At 72.7% G+C, this 26,542-nt stretch carries 23 protein-coding genes; 16 read left to right on the forward strand and 7 right to left on the reverse strand.

What is annotated here, in order from left to right; all coding sequences use genetic code 11:
- The first annotated feature begins 45 nt into the window (after positions 1–45).
- Both ACN267_RS22365 and ACN267_RS22370 read left to right on the forward strand, forming a co-directional pair.
- Positions 46–1,725 (forward strand): DNA repair helicase XPB, encoded by a 1,680-nt coding sequence (locus tag ACN267_RS22365; RefSeq protein WP_204958802.1) that lies wholly within the window; start codon positions 46–48, stop codon positions 1,723–1,725.
- A 309-nt stretch (positions 1,726–2,034) separates the two neighbouring features.
- Positions 2,035–2,331: a hypothetical protein gene (locus ACN267_RS22370; protein WP_204925850.1), complete on the forward strand. Its 297-nt coding sequence runs from the start codon at positions 2,035–2,037 to the stop codon at positions 2,329–2,331.
- A 151-nt stretch (positions 2,332–2,482) separates the two neighbouring features.
- On the opposite strand, the gene ACN267_RS22375 is transcribed toward ACN267_RS22370, so the two are convergent.
- Positions 2,483–3,238: a TIGR03089 family protein gene (locus ACN267_RS22375; RefSeq protein ID WP_421489577.1), complete on the reverse strand. Its 756-nt coding sequence runs from the start codon at positions 3,236–3,238 to the stop codon at positions 2,483–2,485.
- 100 nt (positions 3,239–3,338) lie between these two features.
- Here ACN267_RS22375 and ACN267_RS22380 point away from each other — a divergent pair, with 100 nt between their 5' ends.
- Together ACN267_RS22380 and ACN267_RS22385 are read left to right on the forward strand one after the other, a co-directional pair.
- A complete protein-coding gene (locus tag ACN267_RS22380; protein WP_281901013.1) occupies positions 3,339–3,620 on the forward strand; it encodes an SCO0607 family lipoprotein in 282 nt (93 codons plus the stop codon).
- 248 nt (positions 3,621–3,868) lie between these two features.
- Positions 3,869–6,178 carry an esterase-like activity of phytase family protein gene (locus ACN267_RS22385; protein WP_421489578.1) on the forward strand — a complete coding sequence of 770 codons (2,310 nt, stop codon included), beginning with the start codon at positions 3,869–3,871 and terminating at the stop codon, positions 6,176–6,178.
- 73 nt (positions 6,179–6,251) lie between these two features.
- On the opposite strand, the gene ACN267_RS22390 is transcribed toward ACN267_RS22385, so the two are convergent.
- Positions 6,252–6,446: a hypothetical protein gene (locus ACN267_RS22390; protein WP_357925653.1), complete on the reverse strand. Its 195-nt coding sequence runs from the start codon at positions 6,444–6,446 to the stop codon at positions 6,252–6,254.
- 7 nt (positions 6,447–6,453) lie between these two features.
- Positions 6,454–6,789 (reverse strand): hypothetical protein, encoded by a 336-nt coding sequence (locus tag ACN267_RS22395; RefSeq protein WP_421489579.1) that lies wholly within the window; start codon positions 6,787–6,789, stop codon positions 6,454–6,456.
- A 427-nt stretch (positions 6,790–7,216) separates the two neighbouring features.
- Here ACN267_RS22395 and ACN267_RS22400 point away from each other — a divergent pair, with 427 nt between their 5' ends.
- Positions 7,217–7,417 (forward strand): helix-turn-helix transcriptional regulator, encoded by a 201-nt coding sequence (locus tag ACN267_RS22400; protein WP_357925647.1) that lies wholly within the window; start codon positions 7,217–7,219, stop codon positions 7,415–7,417.
- A 30-nt stretch (positions 7,418–7,447) separates the two neighbouring features.
- Here ACN267_RS22400 and ligD (ACN267_RS22405) read toward each other — a convergent pair whose 3' ends face one another.
- A complete protein-coding gene (gene ligD, locus ACN267_RS22405; RefSeq protein WP_421489580.1) occupies positions 7,448–8,368 on the reverse strand; it encodes a non-homologous end-joining DNA ligase in 921 nt (306 codons plus the stop codon).
- Positions 8,361–9,299, reverse strand: a complete 939-nt coding sequence (gene ligD / locus ACN267_RS22410) for a non-homologous end-joining DNA ligase (RefSeq protein ID WP_421489581.1) — start codon at positions 9,297–9,299, stop codon at positions 8,361–8,363. Before ligD (ACN267_RS22410) ends, ligD (ACN267_RS22405) begins: the two co-directional genes overlap by 8 nt.
- Positions 9,300–9,385: 86 nt before the next feature.
- Here ligD (ACN267_RS22410) and ACN267_RS22415 point away from each other — a divergent pair, with 86 nt between their 5' ends.
- Positions 9,386–10,387, forward strand: coding sequence for a Ku protein (locus ACN267_RS22415; protein ID WP_204958796.1), 1,002 nt, complete (start codon positions 9,386–9,388; stop codon positions 10,385–10,387).
- A 61-nt stretch (positions 10,388–10,448) separates the two neighbouring features.
- Here the strand turns inward: ACN267_RS22415 and ACN267_RS22420 are convergent, their stop codons facing one another.
- On the reverse strand, positions 10,449–10,841 hold the full coding sequence (locus ACN267_RS22420) for a PPOX class F420-dependent oxidoreductase (RefSeq protein WP_204958795.1): 393 nt from the start codon (positions 10,839–10,841) through the stop codon (positions 10,449–10,451).
- Between the two features lie 189 nt (positions 10,842–11,030).
- Between ACN267_RS22420 and ACN267_RS22425 the strand changes: the two genes are divergently transcribed.
- The 7 genes from ACN267_RS22425 to ACN267_RS22455 all read left to right on the forward strand — a co-directional run bounded on the left by ACN267_RS22425 (position 11,031) and on the right by ACN267_RS22455 (position 22,923).
- Positions 11,031–11,678, forward strand: a complete 648-nt coding sequence (locus ACN267_RS22425) for an FKBP-type peptidyl-prolyl cis-trans isomerase (RefSeq protein WP_421489582.1) — start codon at positions 11,031–11,033, stop codon at positions 11,676–11,678.
- 140 nt (positions 11,679–11,818) lie between these two features.
- Positions 11,819–12,643: an SCO6745 family protein gene (locus ACN267_RS22430; RefSeq protein WP_204958973.1), complete on the forward strand. Its 825-nt coding sequence runs from the start codon at positions 11,819–11,821 to the stop codon at positions 12,641–12,643.
- A gap of 314 nt (positions 12,644–12,957) precedes the next feature.
- Positions 12,958–14,751, forward strand: a complete 1,794-nt coding sequence (locus tag ACN267_RS22435; protein WP_421489583.1) for a hypothetical protein — start codon at positions 12,958–12,960, stop codon at positions 14,749–14,751.
- The gene (locus ACN267_RS22440; protein ID WP_421489584.1) at positions 14,748–18,230 is read left to right on the forward strand and encodes an AMP-binding protein; all 3,483 of its coding nucleotides are present in this window, start codon (positions 14,748–14,750) and stop codon (positions 18,228–18,230) included. Before ACN267_RS22435 ends, ACN267_RS22440 begins: the two co-directional genes overlap by 4 nt.
- Positions 18,227–19,201: a hypothetical protein gene (locus tag ACN267_RS22445; RefSeq protein ID WP_281901037.1), complete on the forward strand. Its 975-nt coding sequence runs from the start codon at positions 18,227–18,229 to the stop codon at positions 19,199–19,201. Before ACN267_RS22440 ends, ACN267_RS22445 begins: the two co-directional genes overlap by 4 nt.
- Before the next feature lie 5 nt (positions 19,202–19,206).
- On the forward strand, positions 19,207–21,132 hold the full coding sequence (locus tag ACN267_RS22450) for an ABC transporter ATP-binding protein (RefSeq protein ID WP_421489585.1): 1,926 nt from the start codon (positions 19,207–19,209) through the stop codon (positions 21,130–21,132).
- Positions 21,133–21,135: 3 nt separating this feature from the next.
- On the forward strand, positions 21,136–22,923 hold the full coding sequence (locus ACN267_RS22455; RefSeq protein WP_204958789.1) for an ABC transporter ATP-binding protein: 1,788 nt from the start codon (positions 21,136–21,138) through the stop codon (positions 22,921–22,923).
- On the opposite strand, the gene ACN267_RS22460 is transcribed toward ACN267_RS22455, so the two are convergent.
- Complete coding sequence (locus tag ACN267_RS22460; RefSeq protein WP_421490479.1) at positions 22,914–23,204, reverse strand: hypothetical protein; 291 nt, start codon at positions 23,202–23,204, stop codon at positions 22,914–22,916. The two genes, ACN267_RS22455 and ACN267_RS22460, sit on opposite strands and share 10 nt — an antisense overlap.
- A 345-nt stretch (positions 23,205–23,549) precedes the next feature.
- Between ACN267_RS22460 and ACN267_RS22465 the strand changes: the two genes are divergently transcribed.
- The 3 genes from ACN267_RS22465 to ACN267_RS22475 are packed head-to-tail and all read left to right on the forward strand — an operon-like array spanning position 23,550 to position 26,408.
- Positions 23,550–24,206 (forward strand): HAD family hydrolase, encoded by a 657-nt coding sequence (locus tag ACN267_RS22465; RefSeq protein WP_204958788.1) that lies wholly within the window; start codon positions 23,550–23,552, stop codon positions 24,204–24,206.
- Positions 24,207–24,248: 42 nt separating this feature from the next.
- Complete coding sequence (locus ACN267_RS22470) at positions 24,249–25,385, forward strand: glutathione-independent formaldehyde dehydrogenase (protein ID WP_421489586.1); 1,137 nt, start codon at positions 24,249–24,251, stop codon at positions 25,383–25,385.
- A 9-nt stretch (positions 25,386–25,394) separates the two neighbouring features.
- Entirely contained in the window at positions 25,395–26,408 is a 1,014-nt protein-coding gene (locus ACN267_RS22475) for an NADPH:quinone reductase (protein ID WP_204958786.1), read from the forward strand.
- Positions 26,409–26,542: the final 134 nt, after the last annotated feature.

A 26,542-nucleotide genomic window follows, 5' to 3' on the forward strand; every position in this document is an offset into this window, starting at 1 on the left:
GGATTCGCCGCCGGTCGGGGAATCCGGCCGAGGAGGGGACCTGGCGTGAGCGGTGGACCACTGATCGTGCAGTCCGACAAGACGCTGCTGCTGGAGATCGACCACCCGGACGCGCAGTCCTGCCGGATGGCGATCGCCCCCTTCGCCGAGTTGGAGCGTTCCCCGGAGCACGTGCACACCTACCGGCTCACCCCGTTGGGGCTGTGGAACGCCCGCGCCGCCGGCCACGACGCCGAGGCCGTGGTCGACGCGCTGCTGAAGTTCTCCCGCTATCCGGTGCCGCACGCCCTGCTGGTCGACGTGGCCGACACGATGGACCGGTACGGCCGGCTCCAGCTCGCCAACGACCCGGCGTACGGCCTGGTGCTGCGGGGGCTGGACCGGATGGTGCTGATCGAGGTCGCCAAGAGCAAGAAGCTCGCCGGCATGCTCGGCGACAGGATCGACGACGACACGATCCGGGTGCACCCGTCGGAGCGGGGTCGGCTCAAGCAGGCGCTGCTCAAGCTGGGCTGGCCGGCGGAGGACCTGGCCGGGTACGTCGACGGTGAGGCGCACCCGATCGAGCTGACCGAGGCCGGCAAGGACGGCGGCAAGCCGTGGACGCTGCGGTCGTACCAGCGGGAGGCGGCGGAGGCGTTCTGGGCCGGCGGGTCCGGGGTGGTGGTGCTGCCGTGCGGGGCGGGCAAGACCATGGTCGGCGCGGCGGCGATGGCCGAGGCGAAGGCGACCACGCTGATCCTGGTCACCAACACGGTCGCCGGCCGGCAGTGGAAGCGGGAGCTGATCGCCCGTACCTCGCTCACCGAGGAGGAGATCGGGGAATACTCCGGCGAGCGCAAGGAGATCCGTCCGGTCACCATCGCCACGTACCAGGTGCTCACCTCGCGGCGCGGCGGCGCGTTCACCCACCTGGACCTGTTCGGGGCCCGCGACTGGGGCCTGGTCGTCTATGACGAGGTGCACCTGCTGCCCGCGCCGATCTTCCGGTTCACCGCCGACCTCCAGGCCCGCCGCCGGTTGGGCCTGACCGCCACCCTGGTCCGCGAGGACGGCCGGGAGGGCGACGTGTTCAGCCTGATCGGCCCCAAGCGGTACGACGCGCCGTGGAAGGACATCGAGTCGCAGGGTTGGATCGCCCCGGCCGAGTGCACCGAGGTCAGGGTCACCCTGACCGACGCGGAGCGGATGTCGTACGCGACGGCGGAGGCCGAGGAGCGTTACCGGATGGCGGCGACCGCCCGGACGAAGCTGCCGGTGGTGAAGGCGCTGGTCGGCCGGCACCCCGACGACCAGGTGCTGGTGATCGGGGCGTACATCGACCAGTTGCACCAGCTCGGGGAGTACCTGGACGCGCCGATCATCCAGGGTTCCACCACCAACAAGGAGCGGGAGCGGCTGTTCGACGCGTTCCGCTCGGGGGAGCTGCGCACGCTGGTCATCTCGAAGGTCGGCAACTTCTCCATCGACCTGCCGGAGGCGGCGGTGGCGATCCAGGTGTCCGGCACGTTCGGCTCCCGGCAGGAGGAGGCGCAGCGGCTGGGCCGGGTGCTCCGGCCGAAGGCCGACGGCCGGCAGGCGCACTTCTACACGGTGGTCTCCCGGGACACCATCGACACCGAGTACGCCGCGCACCGGCAACGCTTCCTCGCCGAGCAGGGGTACGCGTACACGATCGTGGACGCCGACGACGTCCTCGGCCCGAGGCTCCCCACGGTCGACTGACCTGCGCCGGCGGGGTGCCGGCAGCCGGTCGCGGCAGGCGTGCCCCACGCGCGGGGCGGCTGCGGCCGGTCCGGGGTGCGCTGGTCCCTCGCGCGCCCGGGTCTGGTTGCGTCGCTCCTCTCGTTCTGCGTGCGGCGGGGGGTGGGTGGTCCCTCGTGCGTCCTTTAGAGCTGATGACGTCAGCGATTCGGCCGGCGTTTCCGCGACTCGCCCAGCCGGGGCTCGTCCCGCCCGACAGGCGGTCGTCTCCCCCGGCGGGTACGGTGTCCACAGTCGACAGTTGACACCGGCACGTCGAAGGGGATCCGAGTGAAGCGCCGAATTCTGCACGTCCTGACGATCGCGGTCGTCGCCGTCCCGGGGACCGCCGTGGCCGCCGCCCCGGCCTCGGCCAGCGACGCGCCCGGTTTCCTCTGCAACCTCACCCAGAACACCTGGCTGCGCACGGCACCGCACGGCCAGGTGTTGCGCACCCTGACCGCCGGGCGTGGGTTCCGCTGGCACGGCCAGGGCTGGTCCGAGGACAACGACACCTGGATCTACGGCCACGGTGCCGAGGACCCGTCCCTGGACGGCTGGGTCCCCGCCGGCAACACCACCTGCTGACCGAACCGCCGAGCAATCCCCTGGGTCAACCCCGGGACAGCGGCCAACCCAGGCCCGGTGATCAAGAGGTTTGCGTCAATCTGAAGATCAAAGTTGACGCAAACCTCTTGATCACCGGGGGAAACGGGGTCGGCGGCGGGTGCGGGCGGGGTTAGAGGGTGCGGGTTATGTGTTCGGTGGAGATGCGGGCAGCCGACCTGGTGGGGTCGGGGTTGGCGCAGATGACCACGGAGGCGCCGGCTGCCAGCGGGGCGAGCAGCCACTTCACCGGCTGCTCGTGTTCGGCGGCGTCGACCAGCAGGCGGTCGCCGGGACGCAGGTCGAGTTGGGTGGCGACCTCCTTCGCCAGGCGTCCCCAGACGGCGTAGCTCGTGCCGTCGGGGGTGGCCGGGGCGGCGGGGTGGACGGCCGCATAGTCGGGCGGGGTGTCGGTGTGCCGCAGCACCTCGGCGGACCAGTCGAGCCACCCCACCGGCACGTCGGTCAACGCCCCGGGGCGGGTGCCGACGAGGTAGCGGTGCACCCCGTCGGGCACGTCCTCCAGCCAGTCGTCGAGGCGTTCCGGGGTGACGAACACCGCGTCGTACGCCAGATCGCCGCCCGGTTCGAGGACCGGCAGGCCGGCGGTGGCGCGCGGCCGGAACGACACCGCCATGCCCACCGACCAGGCCCCGAGCAACACCGCAGCGGTACGCCAGTGCGGCGGCAGCAGCACCGCGACCCGGCTGCCCGGCCCCAGCCCGCACCCGTCGCGCAGCAGACCGGCGGTACGCGCCGCCCAGCCACCGAGCTGACTCGCGGTCAGCGCGGTCCGCTCGCCCGTCGCGTCGTCGTAGTAGGTCAGCAGTGGCAGGTCGACCTGTTCGGGCGCATCGGTCGACGGGGTGACGGCGAGGTGGGCAGCCATCGGTCCTCCTGTCCGGACGGAACGCCCCACCCTACCGATCCGGGAAGAGTTGAGTACGCGTGCGCATGACAGCGCCGCCCGCCGCGACAAGACTCGACCCATGCGAACGAGGGTCATGATCATCCTTGCCGGAGTGGGCCTGGGCGGGCTGCTGTTGACCAGCGGCTGCGGCTACCGGGAGAGCATCTGCAGCGACGGCGAGTACCCGGCGATCGCGGTGGGCGGGCAGGGCGGCAGCGCCTGCTTCCCCGACGGCCAGGAGCCGACCGCCCCCTACGTCCGCTACCCGCAGGGCAAGGTCCCGCAGCACGTCGACGACGAGTGGGACGTCTACTGGCGGGACCACGGCATCGACGCGAACGGCGTCATCATCGATCGGTGAACCGGTCGGCCTGTCATCGGGCGGTGACCCGGTCAGCCCATTGCCGCGTGGTGGCCGGGTGGACCGTCATCGATCGGCGACCGGGTCGGCCCCGCCCGGCCACCGCCTTGACCGGGGAAGACCGGCCGAAACGACGAGGCCCGCGAGCCAGCTCACCGCCGGCCCGTCGCCGGCCGTTAACCCGCTGGTCGACCTGCGCTCGGTCACGCCTGCCAGCCTCCGTCCGAATCGAAACGTTCGGAGGAGCAGTGACAGCGAGAAGAGTGTTCGCCTCGACAGTGGTGACCGGCCTGACGGTGGCCACCCTGACCGTGCCCGGCAGCGCCGTCGCCGCCCAGGGTTACCCGGACCGGAAGCTCAACTTCGACCGCACCGCCACCTACCCGGTGTTCCAGAACCGGCCCGAAGGCGAGGACCCGGCCACCGCCACGGTCGCCGAGATCTCCGCGGTCAGCCCGAACGGCCGTACCCTGGTCTACACCGACGCGGCGGCCCGGCGGATCGGCTTCCTCGACATCGGCCGGCCGGACCAGCCGCGCGGCCTCGGCACCCTCTCCCTGGCCCAGTTGGGCGACGCCGAGGACGAGCCGACCTCGGTGGCGGTCGTCGGCCGGTGGGTGCTGGTCGTGGTGAACACCAGCGCCGGCTACACCGCCCCCTCCGGCCGCCTCGACGTGATCGAGCTGGCCACCCGGCAGCGGGTACGCAGCATCGACCTCGGCGGGCAGCCCGATTCCATCGCGATCAGCCACGACGAGCGGTACGCGGCGATCGCCATCGAGAACGAGCGGGACGAGGACGCCACCCCACCCGGTCACAAGAAGGGTGACCTGCCACAGGCACCCGCCGGTTTCGTCCAGCTCATCGACCTCGACGGCAAGACGACGCCGCAGCGGTGGAAGCTGCGTACCGTCGCATTGACCGCGCCCGACGGCCGGGCGTTGCCGGTGCTGGCCGCCGCCGGGATCACCGAGCCCACCGACCCGGAACCCGAGTACGTCTCGATCAACGGGCGTAACCAGCTCGCGGTCACCCTTCAGGAGAACAACGGCGTCGTGCTGGTGGACGTGCCGACCGGCCGGATCACCCGGGCGTTCAGCGCCGGCACCGCCTCGGTCAGCGGCATCGACACGGTCAAGGACGGCCGGATCGACCTGACCGGCTCGATCACCGACGTCCCCCGTGAGCCGGACGCGGTCGCCTGGATCAACGACCGTTACCTGGCCACCGCCAACGAGGGTGACTGGCGGGGCGGCACCCGGGGCTGGTCGGTCTTCGACAGCCGGACCGGCCAGGTGGTCTGGGACGCCGGCAACACCTTCGAACGGCTGGCCGTCCGCTACGGGTTGCACAACAACGACCGGGCCGCCAAGAAGGGCACCGAGCCGGAGGGCGTGGCGATCGCCGAGTACCACGGCGTGCGGTACGCGTTCGTCGGGTCGGAACGGAGCAACTTCGTCGCCGTCTACGACCTCACCCGGCCCACCGCCCCGGTGCTGCGCCAGGTGCTGCCCGCCACCAACGGCCCGGAGGGGCTGCTCCCCATCCCCTCCCGGGACCTGCTCGCGGTCTCCAGCGAGACCGACGACGCCTCGGTGAGCGTCCGCGCCTCGGTGTCGCTCTACCGGTTGGGTGCGGACAAGCCGGGCTTCCCGAGCATCGTCTCGGCCGACGACGCCTCGGGCGCGCCGATCGGCTGGGGGGCGCTCGGCGCGCTGTCCGCCGTGCCGGGCCAGCCACAGCAGCTCTACACCGTCACCGACGCCGCGTACACCCCGACCCAGATCCTGAGCGTCGACACCCGGAAGTCGCCGGCCGTGATCACCGGGTCGACGACCGTGACCGATGCCGCCGGCAAGCCGGTCGGATACGACACAGAGGGGATCTCCGCCCGACCGCAGGGCGGTTTCTGGCTGGCCGTCGAGGGCGCCAAGGGCAGCGAGAACAGGCTGGTCCGGCTGAACGGGGACGGGCGTACCGAGCAGACCGTGCCACTGCCGGCGGAGATCGCCGCCGGGCTGGGCAAGCAGGGCTTCGAGGGGGTCACCGCGAGCACCGACCGGCACGGCCGGGAGATCGTCTGGGCGGTGCTCCAGCGCGAGGTGGCCACCGACCCGACCGGTGTCGTCCGGATCGGCCGGTACGACGTGACCGCCGACAGTTGGAGCTGGTTCGGCTACCGGCTGGAGGGCACCACCGTCCCCGGTGACTGGATCGGGCTCTCCGAGATCACCGTGGTCGGCGACCGGCTCGCCGTGATCGAACGGGACAAGCTCAACGGGCCGGCCGCCGCCGTCAAGCGGATCTACACGGTGCCGCTGCCGACCGGTCCGGCCGCCGCCGGCCCGCTGACGGTGCTGCCCAAGACGCTCGCCGTGGACGTGCTGCCGGCGCTGCGGGCCACCAACGGCTGGACGCAGGAGAAGCTGGAAGGGCTGACCGTCGGCGGTGACGGTCAGGTCTACGCGATCACCGACAACGACGGCGTGGTGGACGCCACCGGGGAGACCGTGCTGCTGCGCCTCGGCACGTACCGGAAGGTCTTCGGGGCCCGCTGACCCGACGATCGGCCCGGCCGCCCGCCAGTCCGCTGGCTAAGGCCGGGCCGATCCGTCAAGGGCGTGAGCCGCGCTAGCCCTTGACGATCACCGTGATCTCTCGCCGCTCGGCGTACACGAACCGCGCGAGCATGACCTCCAGCATCCCGTAGTCGACCTTCGTCAGCTCCGGAAAGCCACACTTCATCAGCGCGGTCTGCACGTCACCGATCAGGTCGTCGTTCAGTCGCTGGTCATCGTCGTCATACGGGACCGGGTAGTTCGCCACGGCCGCCTCAGCTCGCGTGGTTCGGGTCGGAGTGGTCCGGGAGTATGCCGGTCGCGAGGAACCGGGCGATCTCGGTGTCTGACAAACCGCGCTGCGCCTGTGACAACTGACTGACGAACGACGTGTTGTCGCCGGTGGGCGGGTGGTCGACCCAGGTGGTGACCTCGGCGAGACGTAGCAGCCCTCTCATGCCGCGCAGCAGGTGTGACGCCTGACGGATCGACAGGGGGAAGATCCCGACCGGCTGTCGTGCCTCCGGGTCGGCGTCGTACGTCTCCAGGACGATGCGCTGAGGCTCCCCGGTCGACCCGTGTGCCATGTTCAACGCCGTCCGGACACTCACCGTCTCCCGGTCCTCCGCTGTCACGAGTACCGGCCGCGAGACGTGCGGCCTGTTCAGATGTGTTGTCCCCACCAGACAACCCGGGGCGCACCATCTTGGGTGCAAGGTACGTTTGCTCACTGGGTCCACTCCTCGTTAGTGGATCAAGGTCCGGGGCCGGAGTTGCGTGCTCCTACCCCGGACCGCCCTCACTTCTTCTCTGGCCCTCGTGCGGGTCCAGGTCGTGACCACTGGTTCGCCGTTGTCGCCCGGCCCAGTGGCGGCCTCCACTCCCCTGGACCTGGTTAACCGCCGTGCCCGTCGCGCGACACCCGCCGCAGGTCAACCTCGATCCAGGCGACGACCCCACCAGTCTCACTTGCCACTTCATCACCGTCAAGTAGGCAAGTGTCGAAGTGGCAACCCAGTTTGTGCTTACGTTCGCGACGTGAGACTTGCCGCGTTGGCCGATGTCGCCGAGATGCTCGGGGGCGTGTCACGTACGCGGGCGACGGAGCTCGTCAGACGGCCCGGGTTCCCCGAACCGGTCGATGTGGTCGGCAACGGACGCATGCGGATCTGGGACCGCGAGGCCGTCGAGGCGTGGATCAGGGAGAACCGACCACACCAGCAGGCCGAGGACCAGTAGCTACCACCAGTCGTCAAGCGCTGGCCCGACTTACTTCGCCCGCCCCGCCGGCAACTCGGGGCCGCCGTCGAGCAGCGGCGCGAGCAGGTCCCCCGACTTCTCGACCCGCCGCAGCACCTCCCCGGCGGTGTACGGCTTCGCCGCAGGCCGTTTCCCCGCCGCCCCCGACTCGACCTCGTCCCAGGTCAGCGGGGTGGACACCGCCGGCACCGCCTGCGCCCGCAGCGAGTACGGCGCGACTGTCGTCTTCGCCGCGTTGTTCTGACTCCAGTCGATGAAGACCTTCCCGGGCCGCAGGTTCTTCGCCATCCGCGACACGACCAGCTTCGGGTGTTCCTGCTCCAACTCCTGGGCGATCCGCTTCGCGTAGCCGGAGACGACGTCGGCGTCCTGGGTGGCGCTGATCGGGCAGCAGAGCTGCATGCCCTTCTTGCCGGAGGTCTTCGGGTACGCCGTGACCCCGTCGAGGGCGAGCCGGTCGCGCAGCAGGACCGCCACCCGGCAGCACTGCGGCAACCCCGCCGGCGGGCCGGGATCGAGGTCGACGACCATCAGGTCCGGGTGGTTGCCGATCCGCCACTGCGGGGTGTGCAGTTCGAGGGCGGCGAGATTCGCCAGCCAGACCAGGGTGGGCAGGTCGTCGGCGACCACGTAGTCGATGGTCTCCCGACCCTTGCTCGACCCGGGCACGGGCAGCGTCTCGGTGCGTACCCAGGCGGGGGTGGCGGCCGGGGCGTTCTTCTCGAAGAACGAGCCGCCGGTGACGCCGTTGGGGAAGCGGATCCTGGTCAACGCCCGGTCGGCCAGGTGCGGCAGCAGCACCGGGGCGATCCGGGTGTAGTAGTCGATCACCTCGCCCTTGGTGAAGCCGGCCTCCGGAAAGAGCACCTTGTCCAGGTTGGACAGCTCCAACGCCCGGCCGTCCACCTCCACCTTCACCCGCTCAGGCATCCTCCACCTCCCCGGGCGGCTTGTCGGGGCGCAGCCGCAGCACCCGGGGGAACCGTAGCCGCCCGTCCGGGGTGCGCTGGCCGTATCTGACCTCCACCACGATCCGGGGGGTCACCCAGATCGCGCCCCGGGCGTCCTCGCGCGGCAGGTCCCCGGCGAACGGCGACCCGGCGGCGCGCAGCGGTTCGAGCTGGCCCAGCAGGTCCCGTTCCAGGGCCGCGCCGATCCCGCCACCGACCCGCCCCCGGTAGGTGAGCCGCCCGTCGGGGCCGGGCACCCCGACCAGCAGCCCACCGATCCTGCGCGCGCCGGGCCGCCAGCCGCCGATCACGAAGTCGGCTGTCACCTCCAGTTTGACCTTGACCCAGTCCGGCGAACGCACCCCGGGCCGGTAGACCGAGTCGGCCCGCTTGGCCAGCACCCCCTCCAGGCCGTGTTCCCCGGCCGCCTGGTAGGTCGCGGCACCGTCGGCGAAGCAGGGGGGCACCGCCCACCGGGCCGCGCCGAGCCCCAGGCCGTCGAGCGCCGCCCGCCGTTCGTGGTACGGCCACCCGGTGAGATCCTCGCCCCGCAACCGCAACACATCGAAAATCATGTACGTGACCGGGATGGTGGCCGCCAGCCGGGCCGCCTTCGCCCGGTCCCGCACGTGCATCCGCTCGGCGAGGGCGGTGAACGAGGGCTGCCCGGCCGGGTCGAACAGGACCACCTCACCGTCGAGCAACGCATCGTCGACCTGCTCGGCCAGGGTGACCAGCTCCGGGTACGCGGCGGTGATCTCCACACCGGAGCGGGCGAACAGGTGCGGATGGCCGCCTGTCAGGTCGGCGAGCGCGCGGACCCCGTCCCACTTGAACTCGTACGCCCAGCCGGCACCCACCGGGAGCGGCCCGGTCATCGCGAGCATCGGCTTCAACGGAGCGCCGGGCACCTGTCCGACTGTAGTTGCGCACGGAAGCACGTGCGGGGGCTTCGATCGTTTGCGATCCTGGTCAGGTCGGGGAGAGGAGCATCGGGATGCGGGCGATCTGGAAGGGAGCCGTGTCGTTCGGGCTGGTCTCGATCGGGGTGAAGCTCTACTCGGCCACCGAGGAGAAGGACATCCGGTTCCACCAGGTGCACCGCGACGACGGCGGCCGGATCCGCTACAAGCGCACCTGCTCGGTCTGCGGCGAGGAGGTGAGCTACGACGACATCGCCAAGGGCTACGACCTGGGCGGCGGCGAGCTGGTGATCCTCACCGACGCCGACTTCGCCGACCTGCCGCTGACCAGTTCCCGGGCGATCGACGTGCTGGAGTTCGTCCCCGCCGAGCAGGTCGACCCGATCCTCTACAACAAGGCGTACTTCCTGGAGCCGGAGGGGACCGCCACCAAGCCGTACGTGCTGCTGCGCGACGCGCTGGCCGACTCGGAGCGGGTGGCGATCGTCAAGGTAGCGCTGCGCCAGCGGGAACAGTTGGCCACCCTGCGGGTCCGTGACGGGGTGCTGCTGCTCAACACGATGCTCTGGCCCGACGAGGTGCGTACCCCCGACTTCGGTTTCCTCGACGAGGACCTCAAGGTCCGCCCGCCGGAGCTGGCGATGGCCGCCTCGCTGATCGACTCGATGGCCGGGGAGTTCCGGCCGGACGCCTTCACCGACGACTACCGGGCGGCGTTGCAGGAGGTCATCGACGCCAAGGTGGAGGGCCGTGAGGTGGTCCAACCGGCGGAGGAGGAGGCGACGCCGGCCGCCGCGGTGGACCTGATGGCGGCGCTGAAGGCGTCCGTGGAGCGGGCCCGGGTGGCCCGGGGCGAGACCGGGGCCGGCGAGCCGACACCGATCTCGTCGGCCCGGTCGGCCAAGCAGGCGGCGAAGAAGACCACCGCCGGTAAGACCACCCCGAAGAAGACCCCGGCCACGAAGGCGGAGCCGGCGAAGAAGACCGCCGCGAAGAAGGCCACCGAGAAGAAGGCCACCAAGTCCCCTGCGAAGAAGACCACCGGGAAGAAGGCCGCCCCGCGCCGCAGCGCCTGAGCGGCGGACCCGCCCGACGCCCGGCGCGACGGTGGGCCGTCCGCCGGGCGTCGGGCGTCGGTCAGCCCCGGCCGAGCTTCTCGGTGGGGGTGATCCGGACGATCACCCGCTCCTCGTCGGGCTGCCGGAACGGGTAGGTGTCCTGCCCGAGGTACTTCTTCGCCAGCCGGTCGATGTGCGCGTCGGCACCCTCGGTGACGAACTCGGCGGTGCCCTTCACCCAGAGGGTGCGGAAGTCGTCGGCCCGGTCGACCACGGAGACCGCGACCACCGGGTTGCGGGCGATGTTGTGGTATTTCTGCCGCCCCTTGGCGGTGTTGAACAGGATGTGCTCGCCGTCGACGTCCACCCAGACCGGGGTGACGTGCGGGGTGCCGTCCGCCTCGATGGTCGCCACGTGGGCGAGCTGCGGCTCGGCGAGCAGGGCCTTGTCGTCGTCGGTGAGGATCGCCATGGTCGAGAACCTACCGCCGGTCGGCTCCCGGCACCCGGAAAGAACGGCATGTGCCGGCACGACCCGGCCCGTTCGGGGACACCACGGGCGGGCGACGGCCCACCCTCGGCATCGATCCGGGTACCGTGTGCGCTGGCCACGGAACCGGGTCGCCGGGCCGGCCACCCACATCAGCAGGGAGTCGAGGACGTGAGCGAGCGTACGGAGAACCGTTCGGCGGGCCAGGGTCAGGCCCCGGAGACGAAGGCACAGCGGCGACTCGCCGCCCAGTTGGCGGCGCAGAAGGCCGCCGAGAAGCGCAAGCGCCGCCAGGCGTGGCTGGGCGCCGTCGCCGGCGTGGCCGTCATCGCGGTGATCGTCGGGGTGTTCGTGGTGGTCCGCAACGGCGAGAAGGACGACCCGAAGCCGGCGGCGGCACCGGCCGGCTGCGCGGGTGACTTCCCCAAGCTGCCCGACGGGGCCGACCAGGCGCTGTGCACCAAGCCGCAGGCCACCAAGGGCGAGGGCGAGCTCACCGGGCTCAAGGCCACCCCGCTGATCCGGGGCACCGGCCCGGCCGCCCAGGCCGGCCAGCAGATCACCGTGAACTACGTGGGTGTGTCGTACAAGACCGGTGAGGAGTTCGACGCCTCCTGGAAGCGGTCCGAGCCGTTCACCTTCGGCCTCGGCCAGGGCAACGTCATCCCCGGCTGGGACCAGGGCATGCAGGGTCAGACCGTGGGCAGCCGGGTCCAGCTCGACATCCCCGCCGACCTGGCGTACGGCGACACGCCGCAGCGTCCCGGCGCGCCTTCCGGCCCGCTGCGGTTCATCGTCGACGTGCTGGCGGTGCAGTAGACCACACGGGTCTTCCGGCCGGCACCCACCGGCAGTAGGTTCGGGGTCACCGTGAGCGGCCGGTCCGCGCCACGGTGACCCCCACCGACCCGGAGGTGCGCGTGCCGCCGCTGGACGACCCCGGGCGGACCGCCCGGTTGATGTGGACGCACGTCGAACCCCTGCACGCGATCACCTACTTCCATCCCCGGGCCCGCGCCGCCTACGAGGCGATCGGGCTGCGCGGCTACTGGCGGGGTTACTTCGCGGGCCGGACCGCCCCGCTGGGGCCGGTCGACGCCGCCCCGGTGACCGCCGCCTTCTTCACCTTCGCCCCGCCGATGGTGAGCCGGGCGCTGCCGGCGGTGTGGCAGCTCGCCGCCCCCGAGGAGGCGTTGCGCGCCCGGCTCACCGGGGCCGTGCAGGCGCTCGCCGAGCTCACCTACGAACTTCCCGAGGCGCACCTGGCCGAGGCGGCCACGCTGCTGGAGGCCGCGGCCGTCGGGGCGGACACCGCCGGCCGGGTGCTCGGCGCGGCCAACGCCGCCCTGCCGCGCGGCGACTACCCGCTGGCCCGGCTCTGGCAGGCGGCCACCACGCTGCGCGAACACCGCGGGGACGGGCATGTGGCCGCGCTGGTCGCCGCCGGTCTGGACCCGATCGAGACGTTGGCGTTCCGGGTCGCCGTCAACCTGCCGGAGGAATACCTGCTCGGCCGGGGCTGGACCGGGGACGAGTGGGCGCGGGCGCGGGCCCGGCTGGTCGACCGGGGGTGGCTGACCGACGAGGGCGCCCCCACCGAGGCGGGGCGCACCGGCCTGCGGGCGGTCGAGGACGCGACCGACCTGGCCGCCGCCCGCCCCTGGCTGGCCCTCGGCCCGGACGGCACACAACGGCTCCGCGAGCTGCTGGTTCCGGTCGCGCGTGCCTGCCACACGGTCATCCCCCGGGACAACCCGATCGGGCTTCCCGCGCTCTCCTCCTGACCGCCCGGCCCGGACGACCCGAATCCGGACTACCGGTGTCGCACCGGGCAGTCACGTCCTAGCAGGTCGCCGGTGGCCGACACACATTGTTGACACATGTTTCATCGTCGGCGAGACTTCCTGATCGGGAGCGCTCCCACACCGGTGTGGAGTGTCGTCTCCTCCTCGCCGTGGCACTGCCACGGGAGCCTTCCACCCTCCAGGTCGGCTGCCGGCCGCCGCATGCCCTGTCGTCACCGCACGGCGGTGGCTGTCGTCGTACGAGCCGCATCGTGCGAACGCCGCAGCCTGCCCTGGTCGAGAAAGGCGGGACCGTGCGACGTACGAAATTCGACCAGTGGAGCCAGGAACTGCGCGACGTGCGTGATCCCGTCGAACTGTTCGGCGGCAGCGCCCAGACGGCCGTGCTGCGACTGCTCACCATGGCGGGCAAGGTGCCCTTCCGGTCCGCCTTCGACGGCCTGACCCTGCGCGAACAGGCGATCGTCAGGCACCTGCTCGGCCGGCAGCACCTCCGGCTGACCGCACCGGACGCCGACGCCTCCCCCGCCGGGTTCGTGCTGGCCCACTCGGCGTTGGGCAAGCTGACCATCCACGAACCGGCGCGCGGCGACGTGCCGGTCGAGGAGGTGGTGGCCGAACTCGCCCTGCCCGGGTGGATGGTCGAGATGATCGACGAGGAGTGGCTGCCGGCCCAGGCCGAGGAGGAGCACCAGCGCCGCGAACTCGACCGGATGCTGCGCACCTGGAACGCCGACGGCAGCCTGGCGGAGCGGCTGGAGGAGGTCATCGACTGGGTCGAACGGGTCGAGACCGTCCTGATCTTCGTCGAGCGTCGGGTGTTCTCCCGCTCCGACTCCGGCTCCAGCACCCTCATCCGCGACGGCGTGCTGCCCGCGTTGCGGGGTCGCCCACCGGCCGACTGGAGCCCGGAGGAGCGGCTCTTCGTCGCGTCCATCCAGTTGCTGTTCCGCACCGGCCGGGCGGTCCGGTTCGAGGAGTTCAACGGCCGCCAGCTCAACGCGGTCAGCCTCCGCAAGGTGCTGACCACCCGCTGTGCGGAGTACCTGCGCGCGCTCGACGGGCACACCACCGGGGAGCTGAGCACCGGGGAGTTGAGCACCGCGACCCTGGCCGAGTTGGCCACGCTCGCCGGTGAGCTGGTCGAACTCGTCGACGGCAGCGGTCACATCCGCTACCGGCGGATCAACGGCCTGACCTACGCCAAGGACGAGTACCTGCTGCCCTGGCAGGAGGGGCAGCGCAGCCAGGTCGAGCTGCCGCCGACCCTGACCGGCGTCCGGCCCGCGCCTGTCGACGGCGAGGACGCCGCCTCCTGGGTACGACGTGCCACCGCCGCCGCCCTGCACAGGGTGCACGCGGGCGGCGACGAGCGCGAGCTGACCGGCATCCTGGAGGGCATCGTGCTGGGCGCGGTCGTCGACAGCCGCGCCGACTATGGCATGTCCAGCGGCATCCGCGACCTGTCCCGCCTCGACGGTCCGGCCGGGCGGTACGACGAGGAGGTGGCGGGGCTGAAGAAGCCCGACTTCTTCTGCTGCGTGCTGCCCAGCCCTCAGATGGCAGCGGACCTGCCCGCCCCCGCCGTCACCGACATCCTGTGGCAGGTCGCCCAGCGGATGATGTACAACCGTTGGCACTTCGTGCCCGGCAACTTCGACCGGGTCGAGGTGCCCCGGCAGCGGCACTACTTCTTCCCGCCGCTGGTGCCCGACATCGCCGAGTGGGGCGACCTGCGCCACGGTGGACACAGCACCTCCCGCGTCCGCTACACCCTGCGGGCCCCCGGGGCGGCGATGTGGAAGCAACCGTTCACGGTCGGCGGCCGGCAGTACCGGGGCGCGTTCGACATCCGCCTGGTCCGCATGGACGGGCCGCCGTTCACCCTGGCCGACCTGCGGACCGCCTGCCGGTACTCGGCGCTGGTGGACGTGTTCTGGCGGGAGGTCGCCGGCTACGCCGACGCGCACGACGGCTGGACCCCGACGATCGACTCGTTCGGCGGCGACTGGTACACCAAGGAAGCCTGGCGGCACCCCGTCGACCGGCTCGACGCGGCACGGCAGACGGTCGGGGGGCCCGCGTGAGCGTCGACCCGCACCAGGTCGTCGTCAACGGCGAGGACCAGTACTCCCTCTGGCCGGCGGACCGGCCGCTGCCGGGCGGCTGGACGACGGTCTTCACCGGGCCGGTCGAGGCGTGCCTGGAGCACGTCGCGGCACACTGGACCGACCTGCGGCCCGCCTCGCTGCGTACCCCCGGGGGTGCCGACGGCGGCCCCGCCGCCCGGACCGGGCCGGCCACGGTGGACGCTGCGTCGTCGGTCGCCACCGGCCCCCGCCGCCCGTTCGGCGACACCCCGCTGCACGTCCTCGTCGACCGGGCGCTGGCCGCCGATCCGGAGCGCGTCGCGGTGCGCTGCGCCGGGGTCGCGGTCACCGCCGGGGAGCTGCGGGCCCGGGTCCGGCACGCCGCCCGGGTGCTGCGGGGCCACGGGGCCGGGCCGGAGACGCCGATCGCGGTGCTGCTCCCCCGCTCGGTGGACGCGGTGGTGGCGATCCTCGCGGTGCTGGCCGCCGGGTCGGCGTACCTGCCGCTGTCGGTGCACGACCCGGCGGACCGGCGGGCCCGGATCCTCGCCGACGCGGGCGATCCGGTGCTGCTGACCGGCCCGGAGCACCGGGGCCTCGTGGACGCCGGCTACCCGTCGACCGTGCTCGACGTGACCGACCTGCCGGAGCCGGTGGGTGACGACGGTGACGGCGGCTGCCGGATCGAGAACCTGGCGTTCATCATGTACACCTCCGGCACCAGCGGCGCCCCCAAGGGGGTGCTCGGCACCCACCGGCAGCTCGTCAACTACGTGCACTGGTGCGCCGGGGAGTTCGCGTTCCAGCCCGGGGAGCGGGCGGTGCTGCACGCCCCGCTGTACTTCGTCGGGTCGGTGATGACGCTGTTCACGGCGCTGGTCGCGGACTGGGAGCTGGAGGTCGCGCCCGAACCGGTCGCGTTCGACGACCTGATCGCGTTGACCGCCGCCGCCCCGTGCGGGTTCCTGAAGCTCACCCCGTCGCACGTGCGGGCGATGACCGCGCTCGGTGGCGTCGACGACGTCGCCCGCCAGGTGATGATCGGCAGCGAGCCGCTGTACCTGACCCCCGAGTTCGACGCGTGGATCAGCGGCAGCCCCAAGTCGGGCTTCGGCAACCACTACGGCATGAGCGAGACCGTCGGCGCGACCTGGTACTGGATCGGCGCGGACCGTACGGTCGGGCGGCGGCTGCCGGTCGGTGCCCCCATCCCCAACGCCGAGGTGCACATCCTCGACGAGCAGGGCCGGCCCGCACCGCCGGGGCAGACCGGCGAGATCTGCCTGGGTGGGGCGGTGATCGGCCGGGGCTACCACGGCCAGCCGGTGCTGACCGCCCAGCGGTGGATCCCGCACCCGGGTGGCGACGGGCGGCGGCTGCTGCGCACCGGGGACCTGGGCCGGCTGGACCCGGACGGGGTGCTGGACGTGCTCGGCCGCGCCGACCGGCAGGTGAAGATCCGGGGCCAGCGCGTCGAACCGCCCGCCGTCGAGGACGCGCTGCGCCGCTGCCCCGGCGTCGCCGAGGCGGTGGTGATCGCCGAACCCGACGGCCACGACCTGCACCTGGTCGCCTACCTGCGGTCTGAGGAGGGGCCCCGGCCGACCGAGGCGCAGCTACGCGCCCACGCCGCCGGTCTGCTGCCGGAGGCCTCCGTCCCGAGCCGGTTCCTGTACGTGGCGCAGTACCCGCTCACCCCGAACGGCAAGGTCGACACCCGTCGGCTGCCCACCACGCCGACGGTACGACCCGCGCTGAGCACCACGTACGTCCCGCCCTCGGGTGAGCTGGAGACGGCGGTGGCCGGGGTGGTCGGCGCGGTGCTTCGGGTGGACCGGCTCGGTGTCGACGACGACTTCTTCGAACTCGGCGGCGACTCCATGCAGGTGGTCGAGGTCGTCACCCGGCTGGACGAGGAGCTGGGTCTGCCGGTGGGCATCGCCGACCTGTTCGACAGGCGCACGGTGCGCGCCCTGGCCGCCGGGATGCCCGACCACCAACTGCCGACCCCCGTGGCCACGGCGACGCCCGCCGGGGAACAGCCGGGCCGGTCCCCGCACGCGGACACCGGCCAGCCGGCGGTCGGGGACGCGGCGGTCCAGGCCCGGTTCTCCGGGGGGTCCACCGGTTCCGCGCCGCTGACCTGGGGACAGCTGGCCATGTACCGGCCGATGCAGTGGTTCGGCGAGGCCAGCCGGGACTTCAACATCCGGCGGGTGCTGCGGCTGACCGCCCCGGTCACCATCGAGCGGGTCACCACGGCCTGGTCGGCGCTGGCGCTGCGGCACCAGGTGCTGCGGACCCTGATGACCGAGGACGCCGACGGGCCCCGCCAGCACCTGCTCGCCGACGGGTCGTACGCGCCACTGGTGCGGGACACCACCGCCGCCGACCTGCCGGAGGCGGCGGACGCCGCCGCCGCCGACCTGGCCGGCACCGCGTTCCGGCTGGACCGGGACTGGCCGGTCCGGTGGGCGCTGCTGCGCGTCGACGGGCTGGTCGAGGCGGTGGCCGTGGCCGCCTCGCACGTGTCGCTGGACGGCTGGTCGCTGGAGCTGCTGTTGGCGGAACTGCGCACCCTGATCGAGGGCGAACGGACCCTGCCCGCGCCGGGCTGGCAGCCGCTGGATCAGGCCGGCTACGAGGCGTCGCCGGCCGGGCAGCGCCGGGCCGCCCGGTCCCTGGCGTACTGGCGGGAGCGGCTGCCCCTGGTGCCGCAGCGGATCTTCGACGGGCCGGAGCAGGACGCCGGCCCGCTGCCGGTCGTCACCTGGCGGATGGAGTCCACCGCCGTGGCGGCGGCGGCCGGCGCGCTGGCCGAGCGGACGGGTGCGTCGTCGTCCACCGTGGTGCTGACCGCCGCGCTGCTGGTCCAGGCGGCGTTGACCGGCCGGGACCGGGCCGTGGTGAAGCTGATCGCCGGCAACCGGAACACCCCCCGCCAGCGGCAACTGGCCACCGGTATAGCCCAGAACGCGCTGCTGGTCTTCGAGATCGGCGACGGTGACGTCGACGACGCCGTGCGGCGCTGCTACCGCGACTCGACGGAGTCCTACTTCCACGCCACCTATCCGCCGGACGCCCTGGACGAGCTGATCGCGGCCGAGGGCGCGCAGGCCGACCTGTCGGTGTACTTCAACGACGCCCGCCTGGGTCGCGACTTCGACGTGCCGGCGGGGCCGCCCGACCGGGCCACGCTGACCGCCCTGGCGGCGCAGACCACCGTGCGGCAGGTCGCCGCCGTGGCCCGGCACGACATGACCTTCTTCCTGGCCATGCCCTACCTGGCAGGTGGCTGCGCGCTGCAGTTGCTGGCCGACACCCGGCGGGTGCCCGGCTCGGTCTGCGAGCGGGTGCTGCGGGGCGTCGAGACGCTGCTGTGCGAGGCCGCGCTGCGTCCGGTGGCCCTGCGGGACGTCGCCGCGCTGCTCGAACTCGGCCGCACCCGCCCCTCCGACCACCGGGAGTCCCGATGACCGATCCCTATCCGCTGCTGCGCCGGCTGGCCGCCACAGGCGACGACGCGCTCACCACCGTCGCGCTGCCGCCCGACGACCGCTACCAGGTCGTCACCACCACCGTCGACGAGGTGACCGCCCGGATCGTGGCCACCCTGCGGGACGGGTTCGCCGGTCGCAGCCCGGACGACTTTCCGCTGCTGGTGCTCGGCTGGGGACGCTGCCGGGTCGGCTCGACCGCCGTGACCAACCTGTTCGGCATGGCGCGGGCGGCGGCCTACTACCAGCCGGTCAAGACCATCGGCCGGTTCGTGCTCACCGGTGGCGAGGGTTCGCCGTGGAAGCTGCCCGACGGCGAGCCGGTGTTGTTCGCCAAGGAGATGGCCGGGCCGTACGTGCCGTTCGAGGCGCTGTTCAACCCGGCCCGCTGCCTCGTCGAGGCCGGCTGGCCGGTCGACCGGCTGCGCCTGCTGGTGCTGGACCGGCAGCCGCGCGCCTCGCTCGACTCGTGGATGGCCAAGTGGGAGGGCAAGATCGGGCGGGAGCGGGTGGTGGAGAACTTCGTGCTCAGCACGCTCAACTACGCGCGGATGCGGGCCTGGGCCGCCGCCGAGGGGCTGGCGGTGACGCACTTCCCGTACGAGTGCAGTCGCGCCCCGCAGGAGACGGTGTCCCGGTTGTTCGACCGCCTCGGCATCGGTCACCTGTACCGGCCGGAGATGCTCACCGGTTGGGGTGCGGCCGGTGACCTCAACTCCGACCAGTCAAAGATCCACAACCCGGTGGAGCCGGAGCCCTACGTCGTACCCGGTCTGCACGGCAACGCCGACGAGTACCGCTTCCGGGCCCGGTCGGTGACGGTGCTGACCGACGCGGAGCTGGCCGTGGCCGACAGCGCCGAGGTGGTGGAGTCGTACGAGGTCTCGGTGCGGTCCTGTGCGCAGGAGCTGGACCTGCCCGCGCCCCTGCGGGACGAGATCTTCGGCTGACCGTGATGACCGCCTCCCCCTCCGGCGTCGGGCCGTGGCGTGCGGCCGTCGCCGCCCGGCTGCGCATCGCCCGGCAGTGGCCCGCCGCCGGAGCCGGTTGGAGTGCCGTCGCGCTGGCGCTCAGCGTGACCCGGGGGGTGCTGCCGGTCGTCTTCGCGATCGCCGTCAGCACCACCGTCGGCCGGATCGGCCCGGTGCTGCACGGCACCGCCGGGGCGGCCGGGGTGTGGTGGCCGCTTGCGGTCGCCGGAGCGGCGCTGATCGTGGCGCAGTTGGCGGAGGCGGCGCAGAAGGCCGTCGCCGAGCAGCTCAGCCGCCGCGTCGACGGGCACATGTACCGGCGGCTCATCCAGGCGTCGCTGTCGACCCGGGAGATCACCCCGCTGGAGGACCCGGCGGTGCTGGACGAGCTGGGCGAGGCCGGGCACGAGCTGCGGTTCGCGTTCCGCACCCCGGGTGCCGCGTACGCCGGGTTGATCGCCCTCGTCGGGCCGTACACCCAGGTCGCCGGGTTCACGGTGGTGGTGGCGGTGGTGCTGGGGCCGTGGGCGGCGGCGGTCATGCTGGCGGTGGTGCTGCTGTTCCGGCACGGCCAGCGTGGCGGGTTGCGGCGTTACGCCCGGGTCATCCGCGACGTGGCGGCCCTGCGCCGGGAGAGCCGCTACCTGCGGGGGCTGGCGATGGGCCCGGCCGCCGCCAAGGAGCTGCGGGTCTTCGGGCTCACCGGCTGGCTGACCGAGCGCTACCGGCAGGTCTACCGCCGGGCCCTGGCTCCCGTCTGGGCCGAGCGCCGCCGGATCTACCTGCGGCCCTACCTGGCGTACACGGCGGTGGGGCTGGTCGGCGTGGCGGCGGTGCTGGCGCTGGCCGGGGTGCGTGCCGCCGACGGGGCGTACGACCTGGCCGCGCTGGCGCTGGTGTTGCAGGCGGTGCTGGCCCTGATCCGGCTGGGCGAGTTCTACCCGGACTCCGACACCCAGACCCAGTACGGCATGAACGCCGAGACCGCCATCACCGCGTTCGAGCAGGCCATGGCCCGCTACCCGGAACCCGCCGACCGGGGCCGTGCCGGGCCGCCCGCCACCGCCGCCCCGGCCATCGACTTCGCTGGGGTGCGCTTCGGCTATCCGGGTGCGGCCACTCCGGTGGTCGACGGTCTGGATCTGCACATCCCCGCCGGACGCTGCACCGCCCTGGTCGGGGTGAACGGCGCGGGCAAGACGACCCTGGTGAAACTGCTGGCCCGGCTCTACTCGCCGGACGCCGGTGCGGTGCGCGCCGACGGCGTCGACCTCGCCGACCTGCCGGCCCGGGACTGGCAGCGGCGGATCGCCGTGGTGTTCCAGGACTTCGTCCGCTACGAGCTGTCGGTGGCGGCCAACATCGGGTTCGGCGCGGTGGAGCATCTCGACGACCGGGCCGGGATCCGCCGTGCGGCGGAGGCGGCCGGGCTGCTCGACACCCTCGACGCGCTGCCGGACGGCCTGGACACGCTGCTGTCGCGCGCGTACGACGGCGGGGTCGACCTGTCCGGCGGGCAGTGGCAGCGCATCGCCATCGCCCGTGCCCTGTTCGCGCTCTACCACGGGAGCACGGTGCTGGTGTTGGACGAGCCCACGGCGGCGCTGGACGTGCGGGCCGAGGCCGAGTTCTTCGCCCGGTTCGCCGAGCTGACCCGGGGCCGCACGACGGTGCTCATCTCGCACCGGCTGTCCAGCGTCCGGCTGGCCGACCGGATCGTCCTGCTCGACGGGGGGCGGGTCGTCGAGCAGGGCAGCCACGACGAGCTGATGGCGGCGGGCGGCCGGTACGCGGCGATGTTCACCCTCCAGGCGGAGCGGTTCGCCGAGGACGACGCGGACCGGGACACCGGCGGGGCCGACCGGGAGACCGACGAGGGCGCCGGTCCGCTGGCGCAGCGGGTGGGCTGAGCGATGCTGCGGGCGATCACCGGGCTGCTGCGGCTGTCGTGGCGGCAGGACCGGCGCAAGATGGCCGTGGCGCTGGCGTTGATGGCGGGCAACGCGGTGGCGGTGCCGGCGAGCGCGGTGGCGCTCAAGCACCTCACGAACGCGGCGGCGGCCGGCCGGGCCGGGGCGGCGGCCTGGGCGGGGCTGGCCGTCGCGGTGGCCGCGATCGCGGCGCTGACCTGCGCGCACTTCGCCCACATCGGGTACTTCGAGGTGTCCGAGCTCAACGTGCTCAGCACCGACGAGCAGCTCATCGAGATCAGCAACGGCACCCCGTACCTCGACCACCACGAGCGGCCGGAGCACGCCGACCGGATGGCGTTGGCCCAGGACGAGCTGCAACGCATCGGCGAGGGCCTCCAGGCGCTGCTGACCGGCGGGTCGCTGGCGGTCGGCCTGCTGCTGACCACCGTGCTGCTCACCCTGACCCATCCGGCGCTGGTGCTGCTGCCGCTGCTGGCCGCGCTGCCGGTGCTGGCCGGTCGCCGGGCGCAGGCCGCCGCCGACCGGGCCCGCGCGGACAGCGTCGTCGACACCCGGCAGGCCCGGCACCTGTTCGAGCTGACCACCACCGCGGCCTCGGCCAAGGAGCTGCGCCTGTTGGGCCTGGAGGGGCATCTCCAGCAGCGCTACGCCACGCACTGGCAGCGCGCCACCGCCCGGCTGTGGCGCGGCGAGCTGACCGCCGGGCTGTGGCGGGCCGCCGGGCAGGCCGTGTTCGCCCTCGGCTACGTCGCCGCCCTGGTCCTGGTCGTCCGCGACGCCGTACGCGGCCGGGCGGACGTCGGCGACGTGGTGTTGGCGATCATGCTCGCCTCGCAGCTCAACCATCAGGTCGCCGCCGCCGTGACGATCACCCAGCAGTTGGCGCGCAGCGGCCGGTCCCTGCAACGCCTGGACGAGGTGCGTGAGCTGGTGCCGCAGCCGGTCACCCCGCCCGACGCGCCCGCCACGCCGCTGCTCCCGCCCGCGCGCCTGCTGGAGGGCATCCGGCTGCGGCAGGTCACCTTCAGCTACCCGGGCGCGGCGGAACCGGTGCTGCGCGACGTCGACCTGCTGCTGCCCGCCGGCAGCACGGTGGCGGTGGTGGGCGAGAACGGCGCGGGCAAGACCACGCTGGTCAAGCTGCTCAACCGGTTCTACGAGCCCGACCGGGGGGCGATCCTGGTCGACGGGGTCGACCTGCGGCACCTCGACCTGGCCGCCTGGCGGGCGCGGACCACCGCCGCGTTCCAGGACTACGCGCGGCCGGAGCTGACCGCCCGGCTGGCGGTCGGCATCGGGGACCTGCCCCGGGCCACCGACGACGACGCGGTCCGCACCGGCCTGGCCCGCGCGCACAGCGAGGTCGCCGACAAGCTGCCGTACGGGCTGGACACCCGGCTGGGGCGCAGTCACGCCGACGGCGGGGTGGACGCCTCCGGCGGGCAGTGGCAGCAGTTGGCGCTCGGCCGGGCGATGATGCGCGACGCCCCGCTGCTGATGGTGCTGGACGAGCCGGCGTCGGCGCTGGACGCCGAGGCCGAGCACCGGTTGTTCGCCAGGTACGCCGACGGGGCGGCCCGGGTCGCCGCCGACAGCGGCGGGGTGACGGTGTTCGTGTCGCACCGCTTCTCGACGGTCCGCACCGCCGACCTGATCATCGTGATCGGTGAGGGCGGGGTACGCGAGGTGGGCACCCACGACGAGCTGATCCGCCTCGACGGCGTGTACGCCACCCTCTACGGCACCCAGGCCGCCGCCTACCGCTGAGTTCGGGGCCGCACGGTCGAGCCGGACCGCCGCTGCTGCCCGACCGGAACGGGGGCGGTCCGTCGGTGGACGACCAACCCCGCCAGCTGCACGAAGATCGACCGTCGGGCCACCGCGTCGCCCCTGTCGTCCAGTTGGTAGACGTCGAGCCAGCACCAGCCGTCGTAGGTGATCCAGTCCAACACCCGGATGACCCGGCACCGGACGGGCTTGACGAACTGCACACTGGCAGCCCGGCCCACCTGGACCAGGTCACCCCGCGCGGAGTGTGGCCATCGCAGGTCCTCAGCTGCCCGGTCACGACTCACGCCCCGCCCAGATAGAGGGCGAGGGACCCCGGAGGGCCGTCGCAACACCGTTGCGCCAACCCCATGAGCGGCTGGCCAACCAGCGACAGGAAGGGTGGTCCCGCTTGGCGATCATGGAGTTGTGGTGCCGATTTTGGGGGTTTTACGGGCGTTTTGTTACCCACCACAACTCCATGATCGGCGAGGCAGCGCTGGTTGACGAACAGCGTGGATCGCCACGAACCGGCCCAGCCCCGCCGACGAGGACTGACCCCGCCGGGGCCACCACACGCCGACACCGGGCGACCGGGGTCGGGCGGGGTCGGGGAGGATGGCGGGGTGACGGTGGATGCGGTGGTGTTCGACCTGGACGGCGTGATCGTGGACTCGGAGCCGGTCTGGGAGGAGGTGCGCCGGGCGTACGTGGCGGCGCGGGGCGGCACCTGGCAGCCCGACACCCAGCGGCGGCTGATGGGGATGAGCACCGGTGAGTGGGCCGAGTACCTCAGCGGTGAGCTGGGCGTCGACCGCAGCGCCGAGCAGGTCGCCGTGGACGTCGTCGAGGAGATGGCCCGGCGGTACGCGGTGCGCGTACCGCTGATCGACGACGCCGACCTGGTGGTGCGCCGGTTGGCCGCGCGGTGGCCGCTGGGGTTGGCCAGTTCCTCGCCGACCCGGCTGATCGCGGCGGCACTGGCCGCCGCGGACCTCACCGCCGAGTTCCGGGTGACCCTGTCGACCGAGCGGACCGCCCGGGGCAAGCCCGCGCCCGACGTGTACCTGGCCGTCGCCGAACGGCTCGGGGTCGACCCGGCCCGGTGTGCCGCCGTGGAGGACTCCTCCAACGGGGTCCGCTCGGCCGCCGCCGCCGGGATGCGGGTGATCGCGGTGCCGCACGGGTCGTACCCGCTGGACCCGGACGCGGCGGAGCTGGCCGCGACGGTGCTCTCCTCGGTGCACGACCTCACCCCGGAGGTGGTGGACCGGCTCGACTGAAACCGCCCCCGTGACCCGGCCGGGCCGCCTAGCGTCGGGACCATGAGAGCTGTGGTGTACCAGGGGCCGCACGAGGTGGCGGTCAACGACGTCGAGGACCCGCGCATCGAGCACCCGGACGACGTCGTCGTGCAGATCACCACGACCGCGATCTGCGGCTCGGACCTGCACATGTACGAGGGGCGCACGCTCGCCGAACCGGGCATCGTCTTCGGCCACGAGAACATGGGCACGGTGGTCGAGGCCGGCACCGGGGTACGCGGGATCAGGGTCGGCGACCGGGTGTCGATGCCGTTCAACGTGGCGTGCGGGTTCTGCCGCAACTGCCGGGAACAGAAGACCGGCTTCTGCCTCACCGTCAACCCCGGCTTCGCCGGTGGCGCGTACGGCTACGTGGCGATGGGGCCGTACCGGGGTGGGCAGGCGGAGTACCTGCGGGTACCGTTCGCCGACTTCAACTGCCTGAAGCTGCCGCCCGGCACCGAGCACGAGAACGACTACGCGATGCTCGCCGACATCTTCCCCACCGGCTACCACGGGGTGGCGATGACCGGGCTACGGCCGGGCGAGAACATCACCGTGATGGGTGGTGGGCCGGTGGGGCTGATGGCCGCGTACTCGGCGGTCCTGATGGGTGCCGCCGAGGTGTTCCTGGTGGACAAGGTGCCGGACCGGCTGCGGCTGGCCGAGTCGATCGGGGTGACCCCGATCGACTTCTCGGCCGGGGACCCGGTCGCCCAGATCTTCGACCGGACCGACGGGGTGGGCACCGACCACGGGGTGGACGCGGTCGGCTACCAGGCCACCGGGGAGGGCGGTGTGGAGCATCCGGCCTCGGTGTTGAACAGCCTGGTCGAGGTGGTCCGGGCGACCGGCGCGATCGGCGTGGTCGGCCTCTATCTGGCCAACGACCCGGGTGCGCCGGACGAGCACTCCGGCAAGGGTGAGCTGCTGTTCAAGATGGGCAAGCTCTTCGAGAAGGGCCTGCGGATGGGGACCGGGCAGGCCAACGTGAAGACCTACAACGAGTACCTACGGAACCTGATCATGGCGGGGCGGGCCACGCCGAGTTTCGTGGTGAGCAAGGAGTTGCCGCTGGACGCGGCACCGGACGCGTACCAGCGTTTCGACCGCCGCGAGGCGGGCTACTCGAAGGTGGTGCTCAAACCGGCGGCCTGAGGAGACGGCATGCAGACGATCGTGTACGAACGCACCGGTGACCCGTCGGTGCTCCGGCTGGTCGACCGGCCGGTGCCGGAGCCGGGCCCGGGGGAGGTGCTGGTCCGGCTGGCGGTGGCCGGGGTGAACCCGACCGACTGGAAGAGCCGCCGGCAGCAGCCGCTGCCGGTCGGCTGGCAGACCCCGGGGCAGGACGGGGCGGGCGTGGTGGAGGCGGTCGGCGCGGGGGTCGACCAGGGCCTGGCCGGGGAACGGGTGTGGGTCTGGGAGGCGGCCTGGCAGCGCCCGTGGGGTACGGCCGCCGAGTACACGGTGGTGCCGGTCCGGCAGGTGGTGCCGCTCGGGGACGCCTCCTTCGAGCTGGGTGCCTGCCTGGGCATCCCGTTCCTCACCGCGCACCGCTGCCTGACCGTCGGGGAGTACATGCCGGACACCCTGCACGCGGGGGCGCTCAGTGACCACGTGGTGCTGGTGCAGGGCGGGGCGGGCGCGGTGGGCAACGCGGCGATCCAGTTGGCCCGCTGGGCCGACGCCTGCGTCATCGCGACGGTGAGCAGCCCGGAGAAGGCGCAGCTCGCGGCGGCGGCCGGAGCCTCCTTCGTGATCAATTACCGGGAGCAGAACGTGGTCGACGAGGTCCGCAAGGTCTCGCCCGACGGGGTGCACACGATCGTCGAGGTCTCCGCCGCCCGCAACGCCGCCGTCGACGTACAGGTGCTGCGGGCCGGCGGGGCGGTCTGCGTCTACGCCGACGACGGTGGTGGCGAGGTGACCCTGCCGATCCGGCCGTTGATGGCCCCGAACGCCCGCTGGCAGTTCGTGCTGGTCTACACCGCGCCGAAGGCGGCCAAGGCGCAGGCGGTGACCGACGTGGCGGCGGCGGTCGCCCAGGGGGCGGTACGGGTGGGCGGTGAGGCCGGCCTGCCGTTGCACCGTTTCCCGTTGGCGCAGGCCGCCGACGCGCACCGGGCGGTGGAGGACGCGGTGGTGGGGAAGGTGCTGCTGGACACCGCCGGGCAGTAGTTCCGAGGACATTTCGCAATCACCCGGACAGACGCGAGTAATTCTCGCAACAATGGCATGGCGGGTCACCCCGCAAGGAAGGGCGGCCCCGGCGCGGTGCGAACGCCGGGGCCGCCCCTGGGGAGGGATGTTTC

The organism is Micromonospora sp. WMMD734 (assembly GCF_049178975.1).
Taxonomy (GTDB): Bacteria; Actinomycetota; Actinomycetes; order Mycobacteriales; family Micromonosporaceae; genus Micromonospora; species Micromonospora wenchangensis.

Coding starts and splice junctions, on each gene's coding strand:
- ACN267_RS22375 (WP_421489577.1), bottom strand. CDS start 3,238: ATGGCTGCCCACCTCGCCGTCACCCCGTCGACCGATGCGCCCGAACAG.
- ACN267_RS22380 (WP_281901013.1), top strand. CDS start 3,339: ATGCGAACGAGGGTCATGATCATCCTTGCCGGAGTGGGCCTGGGCGGG.
- ACN267_RS22470 (WP_421489586.1), top strand. CDS start 24,249: ATGAGAGCTGTGGTGTACCAGGGGCCGCACGAGGTGGCGGTCAACGAC.
- ligD (WP_421489580.1), bottom strand. CDS start 8,368: ATGCCTGAGCGGGTGAAGGTGGAGGTGGACGGCCGGGCGTTGGAGCTG.
- ACN267_RS22475 (WP_204958786.1), top strand. CDS start 25,395: ATGCAGACGATCGTGTACGAACGCACCGGTGACCCGTCGGTGCTCCGG.
- ACN267_RS22415 (WP_204958796.1), top strand. CDS start 9,386: ATGCGGGCGATCTGGAAGGGAGCCGTGTCGTTCGGGCTGGTCTCGATC.
- ACN267_RS22445 (WP_281901037.1), top strand. CDS start 18,227: ATGACCGATCCCTATCCGCTGCTGCGCCGGCTGGCCGCCACAGGCGAC.
- ACN267_RS22420 (WP_204958795.1), bottom strand. CDS start 10,841: ATGGCGATCCTCACCGACGACGACAAGGCCCTGCTCGCCGAGCCGCAG.
- ACN267_RS22430 (WP_204958973.1), top strand. CDS start 11,819: ATGTGGACGCACGTCGAACCCCTGCACGCGATCACCTACTTCCATCCC.
- ACN267_RS22450 (WP_421489585.1), top strand. CDS start 19,207: ATGACCGCCTCCCCCTCCGGCGTCGGGCCGTGGCGTGCGGCCGTCGCC.
- ACN267_RS22455 (WP_204958789.1), top strand. CDS start 21,136: ATGCTGCGGGCGATCACCGGGCTGCTGCGGCTGTCGTGGCGGCAGGAC.